Source organism: Burkholderia sp. USMB20, assembly GCF_000949135.2.
Taxonomy (GTDB): domain Bacteria; phylum Pseudomonadota; class Gammaproteobacteria; order Burkholderiales; family Burkholderiaceae; genus Burkholderia.
In genome coordinates this window covers 584,499-603,948 of sequence record NZ_JTAN02000003.1, presented here as the reverse complement: position 1 = coordinate 603,948, position 19,450 = coordinate 584,499, and the positions used below count along the sequence as shown (strand labels likewise).

Here is a 19,450-nt window from a genome sequence, read left to right as displayed (position 1 = left end):
ATGACGCGCCGCACCGACACCCTGAAACTCAACGCGATGCTGAACGGCGGCGGCAGCCATGTGGTCGGCTGGCGTCATCCGCTCGCGCAGCCGAACGGCAATCGCGACTTCGCGCATTTCCGCCGCATGGCGCAGACGGCCGAGCGCGGCAAGCTCGATGCGCTGTTCGTCGCGGACGTGGTCGCGACGCAGGGCAGCCACATCGATTCCCTGCGCCGCAGCGCGCGCGCCGACACCTTCGAGCCGCTCACGCTGCTCGCCGCGCTGGCGGCCGTCACGCAACATATCGGCCTGATCGCGACCGCGACGACGACCTACAACGCGCCGTACCACATCGCCCGCAAGTTCGCGTCGCTCGACCACCTGAGCGGCGGGCGCGCGGGGTGGAATCTCGTCACGTCGGTCGTGCCCGACGAAGCGGCGAATTTCGGCGTGACGCCGCACCTCGCGCACGCCGATCGCTACGCGCGCGCCGACGAATTCCAGCGCGTCGTGGCGGGGCTCTGGGACAGCTGGGAAGACGACGCGTTCATCGAGGACAAGGCCGCCGGCCTGCATTTCGATCACCGCAAGCTGCATGTGCTGGATCATCACGGGCCGCACTTCAGCGTGCGCGGCCCGCTGAACGTCGCGCGCGCGCCGCAGGGCCATCCGGTGCTCGTGCAGGCCGGTTCGTCGGAGGCTGGCCGCGAACTCGCGGCACGCTGCGCGGAAGTAATCTTCACCGCGCAGCACCGGCTCGACGACGCACAGGCATTCTATGCGAACGTCAAGGGCCGCCTCGCGCGTCACGGCCGCCGGCCGGAGCATCTGAAGATTCTGCCCGGCGTGATGCCGATCGTCGGCGCGACCGAGGCCGAAGCGCGCGACAAGCTGCGCGCGTTGCAGGACCTGATCGATCCGGTGCTCGGGCTGCGGCTGCTCGCCGACAACGCGGGCGATTTCGACCTGTCCGGTTATCCGCTCGACGGACCGTTGCCCGAGCTGCCGCCGAGCAATCGCAGCAAGAGCCGGCAGCAGTCGATCGTCGATCTCGCGCGCCGCGAGAACCTGACGATCCGCCAGCTCTACGAGCGCTTTGCCAGCGCCGGTGTCGTCACCGGCACGCCGAAGACCATCGCCGATCGCTTCGAGGAATGGTTCCTGTCGTACGGCGCCGACGGGTTCAACGTCGCGTTCGCGTGGGTGCCCGGCGGCCTCGACGATTTCGTCGATCTCGTCGTGCCCGAACTGCAGCGGCGCCGGCTGTTCCGCACCGAGTACGAAGGCCCGACGCTGCGCGACCAGCTCGGCCTGCCGCGCCCGCCCTTCTTTCGGCGCCCGTCGTCGCTGCGCGGCGATACGGTCGCACCGGTCCGCGGCGGTGCCGCATGACGCGCCCGTTCCGACTCGGCGTGCTGACGCGCGTCTACGCGCCCGATTCGTCGCCGCGCGTGCTGCACGACACGCTCGCGCTGATCGAAGCGGCGGAAGCGCTCGGCTTCGACAGCGCGTGGGTGGCCCAGCACCACTTCGGCAGCGAAACGGGCCGGCTGCCGTCGCCGCTCGTGCTGCTGGCGGCCGCCGCGCGCCGCACGCGGCGCATCGCGCTCGGCACCGGCGTGATCGTGCTGCCGCTCGAAGCGGTGCTGCGCGTCGCGGAAGATGCGGCCGTGCTCGACGCGTTGGCCGACGGCCGCCTTCAGCTCGGTGTCGGCGCCGGCTTCGAGGCGGACGTGTTCGCCGCGTTCGGCCGCGATTTCGGTGCGCGCGCGGCACTGCAGGCCGACGCGCTCGCGGCGTTGCGCCGGGCGCTGGACGGCGCGCCGGTCACCCCGGCCGGGGCGACGCTGCAACCGCCCGCGCCCACGTTGGCCGCGCGTGTCTGGCAAGCGACCGGCGATGCCGAAGCGGTCGCGCGCAACGGTCACGGGCTGATCGTCGCGCGCACGCGTCCGGAACAGGACGGCGAAGCGGCGCTCGTGGCGCGCTATCGCCGCGCGTGGGCTCATCCGGGCGCGCCCCGTGTCGCACTCGTGCGGGCGGTCGTGCCGGGCGCGGATGCGGCCGGCGTCGAAGCGGCGATCGGCCCCGACATCCTGCGGTACGCCGCGCGGCTCGCCGCGGCCGGCGGCGCGCCGGCGCCCGGGCCCGCCGACCTCCCCGCGCTGCTCGATCGCTTCGGTGTACTACGCGGCCTGCCCGCCGACATCGCGGCCGCGCTTCAGATCGATCCCGCGCTGACCGGCGCAACCGAGCTGGTCGTGCAGGTGCAGACGGCCGGCACCTCGCAGCGCGACGCGCTGCGCCGGCTCGAGACCATCGCCGGTGCGATCGCGCCGGCACTCGGCTGGACGCCGGCCTCGGCACGCACCGCAGCCGCTTCGTTCACTTCCGATCCGATCCCGACATGACTCGATCGTCCTCACCCGCACCGGCCGAGCGCCGGCCGTTCAAGCTCGGTTTCCTCACGCACGTCCACGGCACCGGCGACGCGCGCCGCGTCTACGCGGAGCTCGAAACGCTGTTCGTCGCGGCGGAACAGCTCGGCTTCGACGGCGGATTCGTCGCGCAGCATCATTTCCGCGCGGAATACGGCCGGCTGCCGTCGCCGCTCGTGCTGCTGGCCGCCGTCGCGCAACGCACGCGCCGCATCGAACTCGGCACGGGAATCGTCACGCTGTCGCTCGAGGATCCGCTGCGGCTCGCCGAAGATGCGGCGGTGCTCGACGCGCTGGCGGGCGGCCGGCTGCAACTCGGCCTCGGCAGCGGCGGCGCGAATCTCGACGCGTTCGCCGCGTTCGGGCTCGACGTCGACACGCGGCAGGCGCGCTTCGCGACCGCGCTCGAACGTTTGCAGGATGCGCTCGCGGGCCGCCCGCTCGCGCACGCAGCCGCCGCCGACGCGCCGCCGCTCGTGCTGCAGCCCGCGGCGCCCGGCGTGCGCGCGCGCCTGTGGCATTCGCACGCGTCGCCCGACGGCGCGCGGTTCGCCGCACGGCACGGCAACGGCCTGCTGCTCGGCACCGCCGTGCACGATCCGCGCACCGTGCAGTTGCCGCTCGCGCACGCGTATCTCGACGCCTGGCGCGAATACGCGCACGCCGGCGCACCGGCACCGCGCATCGGCGTGGTGCGCGCGGTGTTTCCCGCACGCGACCGGCGCACCGCGCTCGCCGCGCTGGCGCCCGACGTCGTGCGCCATATCCCGTGGCTCGCCGCGAGCGGCCATCCCGACGTGACCGATCCCGAGCAGATCGTGCGGCTGCTGAACGTCCACTACGGGCATCCGGACGACGTGATCGAAAGCCTGCGCGGCGACCCGGCGCTGTTCCCGTTCGCCGACTATTTCCTGCCGGTCGTGCAATCGGAAAGCTCGTCGCTCGACGACGCGCTGGCGCGGCTGCGCGCGCTCGCGGAAACGATTGCGCCGGCGCTCGGCTGGCGGCCGGCGCACGCACCCGCATGAGCGCGCCGCGTCTGCTGCTGCGGCTCGACATCGGCTGCGACGACACACGCCCCGACCCGGCCGCCGACTGGATCGCGATTGCCGAGGTCGGCGTGGCGGCCGGCTGCAACGCCGTGCTGCTGCCCGCGCAGGCTACCGGTCCCGACCCGTGGATGGCGGCCGCGGCGCTCGTCGACGCGCTACCGGCGCTGCGCGTGATGGTGACGCTGCAGGCCGGCGCGATGCTGCCCGTCGCCGCCGCCCATCTCGCGCAGAGCCTGCAGTCGCTGAGCCGCGGCCGCGCGCTGCTCGCATGCGAAGCCGACGCGCAGGACGTCGACGCGACCGACCGCGCCATGCATCTGAACCGCGACCAGCGGCTCGCGCGCAGCGCCGAATTCCTGTCGCTCCTGCGCGCACTGTGGGCAACCGATTCTCCGCTGCAGTATCGCGGGGTCTACTATCGCGTCGAGCATGCCCGTTTGCCTGATCTCGCGGCGCAGCGGCCTCCCGTCTACTGGTCGGTCGCCGAGCGGCGCGAAATCGCGTTCGCCGCGTCGTGGTGCGACGGGCTGCTCGTACCGGCCAGCGCGCCGCCGGTGGCGGCGGCCGTCGAACGCGCGTATCGCGCGCGCGGCCTCGCGCCACCGCCGGCCGATGCGCTGCTCCGGCGCACGGTCGGGTTCGACGACGTGCGACGCGCGCGCGTCGCGCGTCGGGCAAGCCGCCGGCGAGGCGACGCATGAGCGTCGATTTCGCGTGGTTCCTGCCGACCAACGGCGACGGTCCGCATCTCGCCAACAGCGGCCTGCCGCGCCCGCCGACCTTCATGCAGGACTATCGGCCGGCCACGCCCGAATACCTGCGCGGCGTCGCCTGCGCGGCCGAGGCCGCCGGCTTCGACAGCCTGCTGCTGCCGATGGCCGCGGGCTTCGAGGATCCGTGGCTCGTCAGTGCGCAGCTCGCGCGTGCAACGCACCGCATCGCGTTGATCGTGACATTCCGCCCGGGCCTCGAACAGCCCGAACAGATCGCGCGCAAGGCGGCCACCCTGCAGCGCATGAGCGGCGCTCGCCTGCGCCTGTTCGCGGTCAACGGCTCGAGCGCTTACGACCAGCGTGCGCTCGGCGACTTTCTCGATCACGACGCGCGCTACCAGCGCACGTCCGAATGCCTGCGGGTCCTGCGGCGTCTGTGGCAGGGCGCCGGCCACTCCGTCGCCGGGCGTTACTACATGCTGAACCCCGCGCATGCCGGCGTGCCGCTCGCGACCCCGCCGGCGCTCTACCTCGGCGGGGCGTCGACGCTTGCCGAACAGGTGGCCGCGAGCCAGGCCGATACGTACCTGCTGTGGGGCGAGCCGCCCGACGCCGTGCGGGAACGCATCGCGCGGCTGCGTGCACTGGCCGCGATGCACGGCCGCCGGCTGCGCTTCGGGCTGCGCGTGCACGTGATCGCGCGCCCGACCGAACGCGCCGCATGGGCGCGCGCCGACGCGTTGCTGAGTGAGATTTCCGACCAGACCTATGTCGACGCGCAGCGCAAGCTCGCCGCCTACGAATCGGTCGGTCAGCAGCGCCAGACCGCGCTGAGCCGCGGCGCGCTGCGCTCGCTGCGCGAACTGGAGGTATATCCGAACCTGTGGGCCGGTGTCGGCCTGATTCGCGGCGGCGCGGGCACCGCGATCGTCGGCAGCTACGATCAGGTTGCCGCGCGCGTCCACGAATACCGGCAACTCGGCATCGATACCTTCCTGCTGTCGTCCTATCCGAACCTGGAGGAAGCGGCGCGCGTGGGCGAGCACGTATTGCCGCGCGTGCGCACGCGGCTGGCACGCGCCAGCCTGTCTTGACGCGCCGGACGGCGAGCCGGCGACAGCGCCGATCCCCGCGACGCGTCAGTCGTCGAATGCGGATTCCGGGCGCGGCTCGCTGAGCAGCCCGTGGCGCGCGAGCAGCGTGCGCATCGTATTGCGCGTGACACCGAGCAGCGCGGCCGTGCGCACCTGGCTGAACCGGCAATGCTCGAACGCCTCGCAGACGACCAGTTCCTCGATGTCGCGCAGCAGGCTTTCGCCGGGCGCGCGGAACAGGCGGCGCACGCCCGCGCGGATATCGTCCTGCGGCATCGTCGCCGCGCCGGCGTCGGCTTGCGCATAGCCTGCGAGTGCCTCGGAGAACTTCAGGTGCTCCGGGCGGATCAGGTTGCCGTTCGACACGAGCAACGCCAGATGCATGACGTTTTCCAGCTCGCGGATGTTGCCGGGCCACGGATACGCGTACAGCGCCTGCACCGTGGCCTCGGATAGCATCGGCTGCGGCCGCTTCAGCTGCGCGCAATAGCGCCCGCGGAAATGCTCGGCGAGCGGCAGGATGTCCTGCGGCCGCTCGCGCAACGGCGGCAGCCGCACCCGGGCGAGATTGATCCGGTAGAACAGGTCCATCCGGAAATTGCCGGCCAGCACGGCCTGCTCGAGGTCGACGTTGGTCGCCGCGACGACGCGGACGTCGACCGGCCGCGCACGGGTCGCGCCCACGCGCGTCACCTCGCCCTCCTGCAGCACGCGCAGCAGCTTCGCCTGCAGCGGCGGCGCGAGATCGCCGATTTCGTCGAGAAAGATCGTGCCGCCGTTCGCTTCCTCGAAATAGCCGACGCGGCGCCCCTGCGCCCCCGTGAACGCGCCGGCCTCGTGGCCGAACAGTTCGCTCTCCGCGAGCTGCTGGCTGATCGCGCCGCAGTTGACCGCGATGAATGCGCCGGTGCGGCCGCTGACATGGTGGATATGGCGCGCGACCAGCTCCTTGCCGGTGCCCGTCTCGCCGAGGATCAGCGCCGGCGCGGCGCTGGGTCCGATCTGCTCGACGAAGCGCAGGACCGCGCGCGAGGCGGGATCGGCGAATACGAGCGCCTTCGCGCGCACCGAGAGCGGGCGATGCTCGCTTTCCGGCAGCGAGATGAGCGGTGGAGAATCTGTAGGGTTGTTCATGATCCGGGCACGGGCGGACCGGTTGACGATACTGGCGTCCGCCTGAGGGTTTGATCTTAGTCAACCTCGGGCGCGCGCAAAATACCGATTGCTGTGATGCTTCGCTGCCGCGCGCAGATAACGAATCCCGTGAGCAGCACACCGCACGTCACCGACCACCCGGCCTTCGCTCCATCAGCCGACGAACCTCGCCTCCACGCCGCTTCGCACGATGAGGCCGAGTCGCTCAGGCCGGATATCGAACACGGTGGATTCGCAGATGCGGCCGTCCGTCAAGCGAGACGCACGCCGCAACACCAGCAACGGCATTTGCGCACCAATCCGAAGATGCTCCGCAACGTCTTCGGGCGAACCCATGGCCGTCACCGACATGTCGGCCTCCGTGATCCGCCAGCCCAGCAAGCCTTCCAGCACTTCGTAGGTCGACATGCGCTCGGCCTGCTCGAAGGCGACGGTTGCGGCGCCGGGCAGCAGGCGCATCGGCGCGAACGCGACCGGTTCGTCGTCGATCCAGTGCAGGCGTTCGAGATAGATGCAGCGCGTGACGTCGGCGGTGAATGCCTGCCGCAAGCCCGGCGGCACGTCGTACGCTTCCATGCGCAGCAATTCCATCCGTGCTCGTGCGCGGTGCTCGGCGATCGAGCCGTGAAGTCCGCCCAGCACGTCGAGCCGATGCCGCAGCAGCTGCTTTGCCGCAAACGTCCCTTTACCCTGCTTGCGCTCGACCATGCGCGCGTCGGTCAGGCGGTCGAGCGCGAGCCTGACGGTTACACGGCTCACCTGGAAACGTTCGCTCAATTGCGCCTCGAAAGGCAGCTTGCCGGTCGGCTCGTGCACGCCTTGTTCGATCTCGTTGCACGGCGTCGTCTGCCTGATCCGCGTGCGCTGGAGGGGCACCCGCATCCGGGACCGATATCGCTGGGCCGCGTGGCGCGGCCGGATCCGCGTCGTCAACGGCACGATCCGCCGTTTCGGATTGAACGGCTTCGAGCATGTCGAAGAGTCGGCATCGTGTACCGGCGCGACCGACGTCGAGTTCCGCAGCGACGCCTACGGCGAGGCGGACAGTATCGAGCTCGACATCGGCAATCTCGTCGATGCGGCAATCGTGATCGACGGCGCGATCGACAGCTTCGCGAAGGTCGACGGTCCGCTGCAGCGAAATTCGTTCGTGCACGCGCCGACGTTCCGCTTCGAAATCAGCGGCACGGTGCTGCTCGTACACGAAGCACGAACGACATGATCCATGCCGGCTCGACGACTCCGTCAATGCAGCCACCGCATCATGACCGCAGCGAACACGACCATCGCGGCACCTCCAATCCGAGTGGAGATTTGCGCGAACGGCATCAAACCCATCCGGTTCGACGAAGACAGAATTGCCACGTCACCGGTTCCGCCCAATCCGCTATGGCAAGCCGTCACAATGGCGGACTCGACCGGATACATCTTCAGCCGCGCCCCGACGAAGAAGCCTGACACCACCATCGAGGCGACGATCGACGCACAGATCACGAAATATCCCAGCGAGAAAGCGTTGACGAGCTTGTCCCACGACACGAACAACGTACCCAGTCCGACAAGAACGGCAAACGTCAGATTCGTCGACATGAATTTATACATCTGATATGCACCTACTTCCATCGCCTCGGGAATCGTACGACATACCTTCAATACAGCCGCAGCGACGATCATCAGAACTGGACCGGGTATACCCGTCAACGGCGCCAGCAGACCGCCAAGAATGAACAATGTGCATGACAGAAGCAAACCGAATCCCATCAGCCGCAAATCCAGCGGAGCCTCCGCCTTTTGCGCCTTGAGCAAATCCTGATCTTCGCCGGTTCTGACCAACCGCCCATCGCCGCTGAACTGGGGATGCCTTTCGCCAAGGCGCTTGAGCAGACCGCTGGCAAGAATCGCGACGACATTGCCGATCAGCGCCGCAGGCACCATCATCGCGACGAGATGACCCTGTGCGTTCCCAGTGATTTCCGAATACGCGATCGAAAGCGGAAGAATTCCCTCGCCGATTCCTCCGCCGAGGATCGGCATGACGATATAAAAGAACGTGTGCTTCGCGTCGTAACCAAACGCCAGCCCGGCCATCAAGCCAACTGCGATGGCCACGATGGAGCCGATCAGCAGCGGGACGAACATCTTGAGGAAACCCTGGATCAAAATCTTGCGGTTCATCCCCAGAATGCTTCCCGCAACCAGACATGCGATGTAGAGATATTGAAGGTTTGCCGTCTTCATCGTCGTCGTGATTGCCTTAAGCGTCACGTCGTCCATCAGGCGGTAACCCAGCAGCGCGGACGGAACAAACAAGCACAGAATGGCAGGGCCGCCGATATGCCTGAACAGCGGAATCCGTCGCCCGAGTTCTCCTAGCAATAGTCCGGACAACATCAGTACCGCGAAGCCCCCGATCATGTCGTTTGGCAGCCTTCTCGTCAGTACGGCCAAAATAGTGATCGCGGCTACAGCAACGAACATCGGCAGCGGCATGCCGCCAATCTCTATCCTTGCAAGCGAGAACACGCGCGCAGATGCAGTGACACGCGTATGTGACGACGACGTTTCCATCTTTTGTCTCCGGTATTTATGTTTCGGCAGCTGCCTGCCGTTCAGCCGGACGAGCCGGATCCGGCTGTCCTCCTGGCGAACACTCGAACGTCTCCGCGGCGTCGCTCAGCGGCGTTGCTGCTGCGGCAGGTCGATCTGCATCCAGCGGTGGTTCGCGTGGTGTCGACGTTCGAATTCGGCTATGACCGCTGATTCGCCGAGCGTCATCCCGATCATGTCGAGCCCCTCGACAAACATGCGCTTTTGCCTCGCCGGCATTTCGAATCGGTGCACGTCTCCATTCGCGGTTTCAATGTGTTGCCGGACGACATCGACGGTCAATACGCTTGTCGCAGGATCACCGATCTGTTCGACGATGGCAGAAACGGAACCGGGATCGAGCGTGATCAGAAGCAATCGGTTGTTGAGCGCATTGAAATAGAAAATCTCACCGTAACTCGGCGCAATGATCGCCTCGATACCAGCTTGCTGAAGGCCCCACACCGCATGTTCGCGGCTCGATCCGCAACCGAAGTTCGCGCCTGTGACAAGGATGCGAGCACCCTGATAGTCTGGACGATTCAGTATGAAGTCCTCGCGCTGCGAGCCATCCGGTTCATGGCGAAGATCATAGAAAACTCCGCGTGCGAGACCGGACTTGTCGATACCAAGCAAGAACTGCTTCGGCATGATCTGATCGGTATCGAGGTTATTCAAAGGCAGCGGCGCTGCAATACCTGCAATTGACTGATGCTTAGACATGGTTCAATTCCTTGCGTACATCGACGATATGGCCGGCCAACGCTGCCGCCGCCGCCATGGCAGGGCTCATCAGATGCGTTCGTGCCCCGCGCCCCTGACGTCCCTCGAAGTTGCGATTGGTCGTCGAAGCGCAGCGCTGACCCGGTTGCAGAATGTCGTCGTTCATCGCCAGACACATTGAACAGCCCGGCTGGCGCCATTCAAATCCCGCATCGATCAGCGTTTGCGCGATGCCCTCGCGCTCGGCTTGCTCGCGAACCAGCCCGGAACCGGGCACGACCATCGCGCGTACGGACGATGCAACCTTCCGACCGCGCACGATATCCGCGACGGCGCGCAGATCCTCGATTCGAGCGTTGGTGCATGAGCCGATGAACACGTGGTCCACTGCAAGTCCGACAATCGGTGCGCCGGCATCCAGCCCCATGTAGTCGAGGGCCTTGGACGCGTTGCTGCGTTCAAGCGGTTCACTGGAAAGCGATGGAATGCGGTCGGTAACGGCAATCGCCTGATCGGGGCTCGTCCCCCATGTCACAAACGGGGCGACATCACCCGCGTCGAAACGATGCTCGGCATCGAATATGGCGTCAGCATCCGACTTCAGCTGTTTCCAACGTTGCACGGCATCACCGATCTCGTCGACCGACAAGTCCTTGATGCGTGCCGATACGTACTCGACGGTCGTGTCGTCAGGGGCAATCAGTGCGCCGCGCGCGCCTGCCTCCACCGTCATGTTGCAGAGCGTCATACGTGCTTCGGCGCTGAGCGCGTCAATCGCGGATCCACGGTACTCGACCACGAAGCCGCGAGCGCCTTGCGCTCCGATCCGAGCGATGATGTAAAGGACGAGATCCTTCGAAGTCGTGCCGGTGGGCAGGATGCCGTCCACCTGGATACGCATGTCTCGCGCGACGCGGTAGATGAGTGTCTGCGTGGCAAGCACGTGCTCGACTTCCGACGTGCCGATTCCAAAGCCGAGCGCCCCAAGGGCTCCGTACGTCGTCGTGTGGCTATCCCCGCACAACACCACCATGCCAGGTCGAATCAGACCGATCTCGGGTGCAACGACATGCTCGATGCCTTGCTCGCGGTCCGTCACGTCAAACAGATGAATCCCGTGCTTCCGGCAATTGCGCGTGAAGTTCGCGGCCTGGCTGGCTGCTGCATCGATGACGATCGTGCGCTTGTCTGCGGGAACAGCGTGCGTCGGGATGACATGATCCACAACGCCCATTTGCTTCTCCGGGCACCGCACCGGCAGGTTTTTTTCCGCCAAGCCCGCGAATGCCTGCGGGCTCGTGTATTCGTTCATGATGTGCAAATCGGCATATAGCGCGACGTGCTGCTCATCGACTCTGAAAACCGTGTGATCCGCGACGATTTTCTGATACAGCGTCTGCCCCATTCTTCCTCCTGGTTTCCCGTACACGCCGGTCTGCGGCGTTTCCCGAAGTGTAATTTGGGTGGACGAGCATTAAAATCACCCCTCTCTTAACCCATTTTTAAACCAAACTTAAAGATGGATCCCATTGCCGACCTCGACTTCTTCGCACGGCTGGTCACTCAAGGCAGCCTTTCGGCGCTCGCGCGCGATCTGGGCGTCACGCCTCCGGCGGTAAGTGCCCGCCTGAATCAATTGGAACGGCGCCTCGGCGTCAAGCTTCTCAACCGGACGACTCGCCGCCTCGCGATGACGCACGAGGGTGAGATCTACCTCACGACCGGTGCGAAGCTGCTGGAGCAGGTACAGGAACTCGAGCGCCTCGTATCAAGCAGCCGAGACCTGCCCCGCGGTCTATTGAAGGTCAACGCAACGTTCGGCTTTGGACGGCGTCACATCGCCCCCGCGCTGTCCGAGTTCCGGCATCTTTATCCCGACGTCGACGTTCAGCTCGAGCTTACGGATCGTCCGATGAATCTCGCCGAACTGGCCTATGACGTCGGCATACGGTTCGGCGAATTGCCGGATCAGAGGGTGGTGGGAAGGAAACTCGCGACGAACCGGCGCTTCGTATGCGCATCCCCTGAATACCTGAAAACCCGCGAGTTTCCCGGAGTGCCGGGCGATCTCCGCACGCACAATTGCATCGTGCTGCGCGAGAACGACACCGCGTACGGTACGTGGCATTTCACGAAAGGCAAACGCCATGAACTGGTCAAGGTACATGGATCCATGAGCAGTAACGACGGTGAGGCAACCTTGCGTTGGGCGATCGATGGACACGGAATACTCGTGCGCTCGGAATGGGACGTGCAGCCCCATATAGACTCGGGCGAGCTGGTACGGATACTGGGGGATTGGTCGTTGCCAGCTGCCGACATCTATGCGATCTATCCGGAGCGCCTAAACCTGTCTGCCAAGGTCAGAGTCTTCGTTGATTTTCTCAACGGGTATTTCGAACGCTCGACGAATCACATGGCTTGACTTGGGCCCTGCCTCTCCCGGTGCCGCTGCCAGTGAGTCTGGCCCGTCGGGAAACGATCTGGACTGCGTACGATGAAGTGAAGGCAGGACGATCCGTAAACGAAAGGTCGATGGCCGACATCTGCGCGCTGTCGTGGTTCGGCCGCTCGTATCGTGACGTGCGCTACCTGAACGCATGGCTCGAGCAAGGATTCGCGGTGATCGCAACCGACTATCAGGGTCTCGGCACGCCCGCCCCGAATCCGCAGCTCAACAACCGCTCGAACAGCTACACGCTGCTCGACAGCGTACGAGCGGAGCTAGGCGGCGTGCCGGGCTTCGCGAACGAAGTCGTGCTGGCCGGCCGGTCGCCAGGCGGCTCGGCCGTGAGCGCGGCAGCCGGCTACGCGCCGGTCTATGCGCTCGAACTCCTGATCCGCGCAACCGTCGCGACCGGCACGATCTACAACGCATCGCACGCTACGCTCGCGTCACTGCCGAAGTTCGAGACGGTCTACCGGCGCAATGCCGAACGCGTCGATCCGACGCTCGCGTACCAGTTCGACGCGGTGCTGTCCGCGCAACAGATCGCCCCGTCGCTGCGCGCCGAGGAAGTACTGGCCGAGACCATGCTGCCGATTCTCGAACAGGCACGAATCAGTTGCCTCGCGTCGCTCGAGGACGATGCGGCTCTCGCGCACCTCTTTCACGCGCACACCGTGAAGCCGGGGCGGCGATGCGCGCCTGAACACGTGGTGGGACGACTATCTGAAGTACCCGGCGCTGAAGATCGCGACGCCTGTCTTCATCGGTACGCGCGCGGACGACGGACCGACGCCGCTCGAACTCGCGCTTGCCAGGGACGCGTGCGCTGGCGGGCACAACGGCCGATGTGCACCCGTCTGCGGGCCGCGAGCACAACGGCACCGCCAACGCGTCGCTCGCCGATTCTATCCCGTTCGTGAAGCTCGTTCTCGCGGGCGAGACGATCCGACCGGTCTGCGCACCCGCGCCACAGCAAGCTGGCACACAATAGTCGCGCGCCCCGGAATTCGAATGCAAATCTGGGCGGTTCGTGACTCAGCCGACGGAGCGGCAAAGGTAGCAGAACATCATTCGGCGCGAAACGTTATTCCCGTCTCAACTGGTTAAGTGCCTGATGCAACACTTTATCCAGCGCCGCATCCAGTATCTTTCGCTCTGCTTCGTTAAGCTCGTCCAGAAGACATTTCGCGCGCGCCTGCACCGCCGGAACCATTTTTTTCAGCAGCGTGCGCCCGGTGGGCAGCATTTGAATCAGATAGCCACGACCATCTTCCGGATCAGAACTTCGTGAAATGCACCCCTTGGCCTCGAGGCATGTCAATGCCCTGCTGACGGAGCCTTTGTCGAGGTGCGAACGTGCGATCACCTCGCCCGTTCGATGTATGCCGCGCCGGGGCAGTGCTGTCAGGACGCGCCATTCGTCACGGCTGAGATCGAAGCGTTCTCCGTAGACTTCGGCGATGGACCGGCTGACGGCGTCCGCCACGATGGCAAGTCGGTGAGGAAAGAAGGTCTCGAGTTCCATGGTTACCACGTCGTCGTGTGAAAACTGATGGTAAATGATGCTACCGGCCTATAGTAGTTACACAATCCAATTTTCACCGCATTCTCAGATTATCAATAAAAACTTTACAACAATAAAAAAATAATTGCTGGTGATTCATCTTACGTCACCCGACACTCTGGCAAGGCCCTACAACCATGATGCCTGAACCTCTCAACCGAATCTTTCGTTTTTTTATAATATGAATCATCACCGAACGACGCCTGTCGCAGCCTTTCTTCTACGGGTCACTCTTGGAGCCTTGTTTTTAGCGCACGCATCACTAAAAATCTTTGTGTTTACGCTTCCCGGGACTGCCGAATTCTTCCAATCAATAGGTTTGCCAGGATTTACCGCATACCTCATCACATTACTCGAAGTCGTAGGCGGCCTTGCCCTTATCGCCGGATTCTATGGCTGGCTTTTCGCGTTGCCTCTCGCCCTTGACTTGCTTGGAGCTGTCGTGACCGTACACGGAAAGAACGGCTGGCTATTCACCAACAAGGGGGGAGGATGGGAATATCTTGCACTATGGATCGTCGCGCTCGTGGTGCAATTTCTCATCGGCGACGGCGCATGGTCGTTGAAATCAGCCCCATCGAAGCAAATCCGAACTTGACAGCACGGCATGGCGTCTACCGATGCAAACGCATCGGTAGACGCCATTGCACCACAGACTGGCGCTGGCCATTGCCACGTTGAAGCGCTGACAACGCTCCATGGCTGCACGGTCTCGAGCGATTGATGCGGATTCAGTTATCGAGAGCAAGCATTCCTGAAGCGCGGTCCGCGAAATTCACGCGACACGGCACCGAAGTTCCGTGTCGCGTGTCGATGCGGGCAGTCAGCTGTCTCGAATCGAGACCGACGGCTGATCTCTATCGAGGATCGTCGTACACGTGATCGACGCCCGGCAGTAGCGTCGGGCAAGTTGCACGATCTCATCCATTGCCGCAGAGACATCCGCACGAGTTACCGGAGGCAAACCGTCCACGTTGAAAAATACACGGGTGGCGGCCGGCAGCGTCTGCGATCCGGTCGCCTGTCTCCACGTCCATCGTCGAGTCAAGACCGTCTCGCCTGAAGCAAATACAATTTCATCGGCACCCGGTGTTTCTGGTTGGTCGGCGCCCGCGGCAATAAAGACATCCCCTGCCTTCGCTCTCCGCAACTCAAGACTCTCATGTGAGCCGCTCAGCGGATGCACACCTGCAGGCAAAAAATACTTCAGTGAAACAATGTTGCCAATATCGACGAGGGGATTAATCGAAGGCAAGCTATCGGGCTTGACGACACGTCGCGCCATGGCTTCGATCGAGCTGCGGTGTTCCGACGGCTTCGCGCCGAACGCACGGAATGCTTCCCGCCATGCGACGATCCGCGGATGGTCTCCGACACTCCCATGAACTGACGCTCGGACACCGGCTTCTGCTTCGCGCAAAAGCGCCTCCAGATCCGGACTTGGGGAGGTATTGTCCGCGAACGCCATCACGACCAGGCCCCGACAATAATCCGGGTGTGTCGCGAATACTTCCGGAGCGATCCGATATTCCAGTGAGCTCATCGTCAGACGCCTTCAAACCGACGACTTCAGCACCGACGCGATCGCCGAGATAACCGTATCAACATTGCGTTCGTTCAATCCCGCCACGCACATGCGTCCCGATCGCAGCAAATATACGCCGTGCCTCTCGCGCAACAGATCAACCTGTTCGGCCGACAGGCCCGTGTAGGTAAACATGCCGCGTTGCTCGATATACCGCTTGCGCGCGGCACCTTCGACGAATCCTGCCAGACCATCGAATATCGCGCGTCGCATGGCGTGAATCCGTTCCCGCATCACAGCCAGTTCCGACTCCCATTCCGCCCTGAGGTCCGTATCGCCGAGCACACGGGCCACGATCCGTGCACCGTGAGTCGGTGGATTGCTGTAGTTCGCGCGAATCGTACACGTAAGCTGCCCCAGCACACGCTCAGCCTCGTCGCTCGTCTGGCAAACGACACTGAGGCCCCCAACACGCTCCCCGTAGAGAGAGAAGTTTTTCGAGAACGAATTCGCCACCACGAATGTGAGCTTCGCATCCGCGAATGCACGCACCGAGAACGCGTCGTCGTCGAGTCCGTCGCCAAAACCCTGGTAGGCCATATCGATGAAAGGAATTACCTTGCGCTCGCGTAGCACCGGGATCAGCGTACGCCATTGCTCGGCGCTCAAGTCGACGCCGGTCGGATTGTGGCAGCACGCGTGAAGCAGGACGATGCCGTATTCCGGTACAGACTCCAACGCCGCCAGCATGGCGTCGAACCGCAGCCCACCAGTTTCGCTGTCGTAGTACGGATACGTATTGACCTGGAAGCCGGCACCCTCGAATACGACGCGATGATTTTCCCAGGACGGGTCGCTGATCCACACTTGTGAGTTCGGATAGTAGCGCTTGAGAAAATCGGCGCCGACCTTCAACGCACCCGAGCCACCGAGGCTTTGCAGCGTCGCTACGCGGCCTTCATCAACCGCAGACGAATTTTCTCCGAACACCAGACGCTGCACCTCCGCGCGGAAATCCGCTATGCCCGCCATGGGCAGATAGGATTTCGGCCCACCCTCGACCGCCAACCGGGCGTCGACCTTCCTGACCGCTTCCATGACAGGCAACTTTCCGTCACCATCAAAATAGATACCGATACTGAGATTGACTTTCTCGACGCGCGGATCCTTCTGGAAATTCTCATTTAGACTCAGGATCGGATCGCCTGCATAGGCAAGGACATGCTCGAACATCTTCATTCTCCAAATTTTGGCGAAACTTCAAACGATTTTTTCTGGACTCCAAATCGATAGCTCAGTGCGAGCGCCGAGATCCACACCGGGATCAACAGCACCGACAACCGCAGATCCTGATTGACGTACATTACGACCAGAATGCCGAACAAGAATAAAATTGTGATGATATTGGTCAGCGGATAGCCGATACTGGGAAATGCAGTCGACTCCCCCCTGCGCGCCTTCTCGCGTCGAAACGCAAGATGAATCAACGTGATCAGCAGCCAGTTGATCACCAGGGCGGAAACGACCAGACCCATCAAGAAACCGAAGGCTCGGCCTGGCATGACGTAGTTCACCAGAATGCAGATTGCGGTCGCGATCGCCGAAACGGCAAGGGCGGCAACCGGGACACCACGCTTGGACACTTTCAACGCGGCGGACGGTGCATTTCCCTGCTTCGCCAAGCCGAACAGAATTCGGCTACTGCCGTAAACGCCGACACTGTTGTAGACGGACAGCGCGGCCGACAAGACAACCAGATTGAGAACATTCGCGACGCCATTCCGATTCAGTTCATGAAAAATCAATACGAAAGGGCTTCCGTTCGCAGCGGCCTGTTCCCACGGATAAAGCGAGAGCAATACCACAAGTGCGCCGATATAGAAGATCAGGATTCGGTAGATCACCTGGTTGGTGGCCTTTGGAATGGTCCGTTCCGGTGCACTTGCCTCGGCGGCAGCGATCCCGACCAGCTCCAGACCACCGAACGAAAACATGATTCCAGCCAAGGCCATTGCAAGTCCGCCAAAACCGTTCGGGAAAAATCCGCCGTGCCGCCACAGGTTGCTTACGCCGGCCTGGGGTCCGGCCGTGCCAGTGAATAGCAGATAGCAGCCGAACACGATCATCGCGACGACTGCCACGATTTTCACGAGCGAAAACCAGAACTCGGTTTCCCCGAATGATTTGACGCTGACCAAATTAATCAAGTTGACGATAATAAAAAACCCAAGTGCCGAGATCCACGGCGAGAGCCCAGGCAGCCAATACTGGATATAGACTCCTACGGCGGAAAGCTCCGCCATACCCACGAGCACGCACATTACCCAGTAGTTCCAGCCGGACAGAAAACCGAAAAAATGTCCGCAGTATTTCTCGGCAAAATGGCTGAATGAGCCTGAAACCGGCTCATCAACGACCATTTCGGATAGCTGTCGCATGATGAAGAATGCGAACAGGCCCGCAATCGCATAACCAAGGATCGCGGAAGGCCCGGCTACCTTGATCGTTTCCGAAATGCCGAGAAACAGGCCGGTGCCGATAGCGCCGCCTAGTGCGATCAGCTGAATATGCCGATCCTTCAGGGCACGCCTCAGTTCGTTATGTTGGGGGGTGTCGCTCATGAGCGTCTCCTATTTGATTTATGGATATCCGCCAATGGACGTGCGTCACTGCAACCTCATCACGCCCACCTTGCGCCGACAGAGTCAGGCCTGTACGTAAGCCGTCTTCACGGTCGTAAAAAATTCGATGGCATAGCGTCCCTGTTCCCGTGGTCCGTAGCTTGACGCCTTTCGACCACCGAACGGCACATGAGGGTCAACACCAGCCGTTGGCGCGTTGACCATGACCATGCCCGCCTGCGCAGACTTTCGGAAATGACGGGCGTGCTTCAACGAAGTCGTCACGATGCCGGCTGAAAGACCGAAGCGCGTATCGTTCGCGACGTTGATCGCTTCGTCGAGATCGGCAACGCGGATCACATTGGCGACGGGGCCAAATATTTCCTCGCGATTGATGCGCATGTCGTTGCGCGTATCGGTAAAAAGCGTCGGCTGCAAGTAGAAGCCCGGTCGCCCGTCCAGTTCCTCTATGGCTTCGCCACCAAAAACGAGTCTGGCTCCTTCGTCGCGACCGATCGCGATATAGTCCAGATCCTGACGCAATTGGCTCGCATCGACGACAGGGCCCATCTGCGTCGATGGATTACGCGCGTCACCGATCGCGAGCGTGCCGAGCCGGCGAACCAGCGCGTCGACAAAGCGGTCATGAATGCCGGCCGTAACGACCAGCCGCGACGATGCAGTGCAACGCTGGCCCGTGGAATAGAACGCGCCGTTGAGTGCGCAGTCCACCGCAAGATCGAGATCGGCATCATCAAGCACGACCAACGGGTTTTTTCCGCCCATTTCGAGCTGAAACTTCGCCATGGTTTCTGGTCGCGTCACGCAGGCCGCCGCGACGCGGCGCCCCGTCGATTCAGACCCCGTAAACGACACCGCCGAAATCCGCGGATCGGCAATCAGTGCATCACCGATATCGCGTCCGCGCGCCATGACGAGGTTGAATGTTCCAGCCGGCAAGCCGGCCCGGCTAATGATTTCCGCGAGTGCCCAGGCACTTCCTGGCGCCACATCGGCCGGCTTGAAGATCACCGCGTTACCGTAGGCCAGCGCCGGGGCGATTTTCCACGCAGGAATGGCGATCGGGAAGTTCCACGGTGTAATCAGGGCTACGACACCAACGGGATCCCGAGTTACTTCGACGTCGATATTGGGTCGCGTGGACGCGAGAAGATCGCCGTTCGACCTCAGAGCCTCGCCTGCGAAGAACTTGAAGATCTGCCCGGCACGGACGACTTCGCCAATGGCCTCGCGCAGGGTCTTGCCTTCCTCGCGCGCCAGTAGATCGCCGAGTTCGGCTTGACGCGCGAGGATTTCACTACCAATACCGTCAAGCGCATCGAAGCGGCGTTGGGGTGTGGTCGCAGCCCACTTCGGTTGGGCCATCACGGCCGCCTCGATTGCGAACTCGACCTGTCCTGCGGTGGCACGCGTGTAGATGCCGATCGTGTCACGCGTGTCGGATGGATTGATGTTCTCCGCGAAAGTATCGCCGGCCACCCACTCGTCCGCGATGAAATTGCGATAAATCGACCGATCGTATGACAT

19 protein-coding genes are annotated in these 19,450 nt (G+C 63.4%); 9 read left to right on the top strand and 10 right to left on the bottom strand.

Features of this window, described 5'->3' with window-relative positions:
* Genes PL79_RS06825 through PL79_RS06805 form a run of 5 tightly spaced genes read left to right on the top strand, consistent with a single transcriptional unit; the run spans nt 1 to nt 5,279 of the window.
* On the top strand, nt 1-1,374 hold the full coding sequence (locus PL79_RS06825) for an LLM class flavin-dependent oxidoreductase (protein ID WP_044848947.1): 1,374 nt from the start codon (nt 1-3) through the stop codon (nt 1,372-1,374).
* A complete protein-coding gene (locus PL79_RS06820; RefSeq protein WP_044848948.1) occupies nt 1,371-2,393 on the top strand; it encodes an LLM class flavin-dependent oxidoreductase in 1,023 nt (340 codons plus the stop codon). The genes PL79_RS06825 and PL79_RS06820 overlap by 4 nt, the downstream gene beginning before the upstream one ends.
* On the top strand, nt 2,390-3,448 hold the full coding sequence (locus tag PL79_RS06815; protein ID WP_135800988.1) for an LLM class flavin-dependent oxidoreductase: 1,059 nt from the start codon (nt 2,390-2,392) through the stop codon (nt 3,446-3,448). Before PL79_RS06820 ends, PL79_RS06815 begins: the two co-directional genes overlap by 4 nt.
* Nucleotides 3,445-4,173: an LLM class flavin-dependent oxidoreductase gene (locus PL79_RS06810; protein ID WP_044845552.1), complete on the top strand. Its 729-nt coding sequence runs from the start codon at nt 3,445-3,447 to the stop codon at nt 4,171-4,173. The genes PL79_RS06815 and PL79_RS06810 overlap by 4 nt, the downstream gene beginning before the upstream one ends.
* On the top strand, nt 4,170-5,279 hold the full coding sequence (locus PL79_RS06805) for an LLM class flavin-dependent oxidoreductase (RefSeq protein WP_044845551.1): 1,110 nt from the start codon (nt 4,170-4,172) through the stop codon (nt 5,277-5,279). The genes PL79_RS06810 and PL79_RS06805 overlap by 4 nt, the downstream gene beginning before the upstream one ends.
* Before the next feature lie 45 nt (nt 5,280-5,324).
* Here PL79_RS06805 and PL79_RS06800 read toward each other — a convergent pair whose 3' ends face one another.
* Together PL79_RS06800 and PL79_RS06795 are read right to left on the bottom strand one after the other, a co-directional pair.
* Nucleotides 5,325-6,413 carry a sigma-54 interaction domain-containing protein gene (locus PL79_RS06800; protein WP_044845550.1) on the bottom strand — a complete coding sequence of 363 codons (1,089 nt, stop codon included), beginning with the start codon at nt 6,411-6,413 and terminating at the stop codon, nt 5,325-5,327.
* A 174-nt stretch (nt 6,414-6,587) separates the two neighbouring features.
* Nucleotides 6,588-7,367 (bottom strand): GntR family transcriptional regulator, encoded by a 780-nt coding sequence (locus PL79_RS06795; protein ID WP_235879211.1) that lies wholly within the window; start codon nt 7,365-7,367, stop codon nt 6,588-6,590.
* Between the two features lie 22 nt (nt 7,368-7,389).
* Between PL79_RS06795 and PL79_RS06790 the strand changes: the two genes are divergently transcribed.
* Complete coding sequence (locus PL79_RS06790) at nt 7,390-7,656, top strand: hypothetical protein (protein WP_135800987.1); 267 nt, start codon at nt 7,390-7,392, stop codon at nt 7,654-7,656.
* A 23-nt stretch (nt 7,657-7,679) separates the two neighbouring features.
* On the opposite strand, the gene PL79_RS06785 is transcribed toward PL79_RS06790, so the two are convergent.
* The 3 genes from PL79_RS06785 to leuC all read right to left on the bottom strand — a co-directional run bounded on the left by PL79_RS06785 (nt 7,680) and on the right by leuC (nt 11,148).
* Nucleotides 7,680-9,002 carry a 2-hydroxycarboxylate transporter family protein gene (locus tag PL79_RS06785; protein WP_044845547.1) on the bottom strand — a complete coding sequence of 441 codons (1,323 nt, stop codon included), beginning with the start codon at nt 9,000-9,002 and terminating at the stop codon, nt 7,680-7,682.
* A 105-nt stretch (nt 9,003-9,107) separates the two neighbouring features.
* The gene (gene leuD, locus PL79_RS06780) at nt 9,108-9,743 is read right to left on the bottom strand and encodes a 3-isopropylmalate dehydratase small subunit (protein WP_044845546.1); all 636 of its coding nucleotides are present in this window, start codon (nt 9,741-9,743) and stop codon (nt 9,108-9,110) included.
* Nucleotides 9,736-11,148, bottom strand: coding sequence for a 3-isopropylmalate dehydratase large subunit (leuC, locus tag PL79_RS06775; protein WP_044845545.1), 1,413 nt, complete (start codon nt 11,146-11,148; stop codon nt 9,736-9,738). Before leuC ends, leuD begins: the two co-directional genes overlap by 8 nt.
* Nucleotides 11,149-11,262: 114 nt before the next feature.
* On the opposite strand from leuC, the gene PL79_RS06770 reads away from it, so the two are divergent.
* Together PL79_RS06770 and PL79_RS06765 are read left to right on the top strand one after the other, a co-directional pair.
* Nucleotides 11,263-12,168 carry a LysR family transcriptional regulator gene (locus PL79_RS06770; protein ID WP_044845544.1) on the top strand — a complete coding sequence of 302 codons (906 nt, stop codon included), beginning with the start codon at nt 11,263-11,265 and terminating at the stop codon, nt 12,166-12,168.
* Nucleotides 12,169-12,278: 110 nt separating this feature from the next.
* A complete protein-coding gene (locus PL79_RS06765) occupies nt 12,279-13,112 on the top strand; it encodes a lipase family protein (protein ID WP_235879210.1) in 834 nt (277 codons plus the stop codon).
* A gap of 164 nt (nt 13,113-13,276) precedes the next feature.
* On the opposite strand, the gene PL79_RS06760 is transcribed toward PL79_RS06765, so the two are convergent.
* Nucleotides 13,277-13,717, bottom strand: a complete 441-nt coding sequence (locus PL79_RS06760; RefSeq protein ID WP_082088555.1) for a MarR family winged helix-turn-helix transcriptional regulator — start codon at nt 13,715-13,717, stop codon at nt 13,277-13,279.
* 220 nt (nt 13,718-13,937) lie between these two features.
* On the opposite strand from PL79_RS06760, the gene PL79_RS06755 reads away from it, so the two are divergent.
* The gene (locus PL79_RS06755; protein WP_082088554.1) at nt 13,938-14,354 is read left to right on the top strand and encodes a DoxX family protein; all 417 of its coding nucleotides are present in this window, start codon (nt 13,938-13,940) and stop codon (nt 14,352-14,354) included.
* 225 nt (nt 14,355-14,579) lie between these two features.
* On the opposite strand, the gene PL79_RS06750 is transcribed toward PL79_RS06755, so the two are convergent.
* From PL79_RS06750 to PL79_RS06735, 4 genes are all read right to left on the bottom strand, one after another.
* A complete protein-coding gene (locus PL79_RS06750) occupies nt 14,580-15,299 on the bottom strand; it encodes a B3/B4 domain-containing protein (RefSeq protein ID WP_082088553.1) in 720 nt (239 codons plus the stop codon).
* Between the two features lie 12 nt (nt 15,300-15,311).
* The gene (locus tag PL79_RS06745) at nt 15,312-16,514 is read right to left on the bottom strand and encodes an amino acid aminotransferase (RefSeq protein WP_044845570.1); all 1,203 of its coding nucleotides are present in this window, start codon (nt 16,512-16,514) and stop codon (nt 15,312-15,314) included.
* A 2-nt stretch (nt 16,515-16,516) separates the two neighbouring features.
* Nucleotides 16,517-17,902, bottom strand: coding sequence for an amino acid permease (locus PL79_RS06740; RefSeq protein ID WP_044845543.1), 1,386 nt, complete (start codon nt 17,900-17,902; stop codon nt 16,517-16,519).
* An 84-nt stretch (nt 17,903-17,986) separates the two neighbouring features.
* Complete coding sequence (locus PL79_RS06735; protein WP_044845569.1) at nt 17,987-19,432, bottom strand: aldehyde dehydrogenase family protein; 1,446 nt, start codon at nt 19,430-19,432, stop codon at nt 17,987-17,989.
* Between the last annotated feature and the right edge of the window lie 18 nt (nt 19,433-19,450).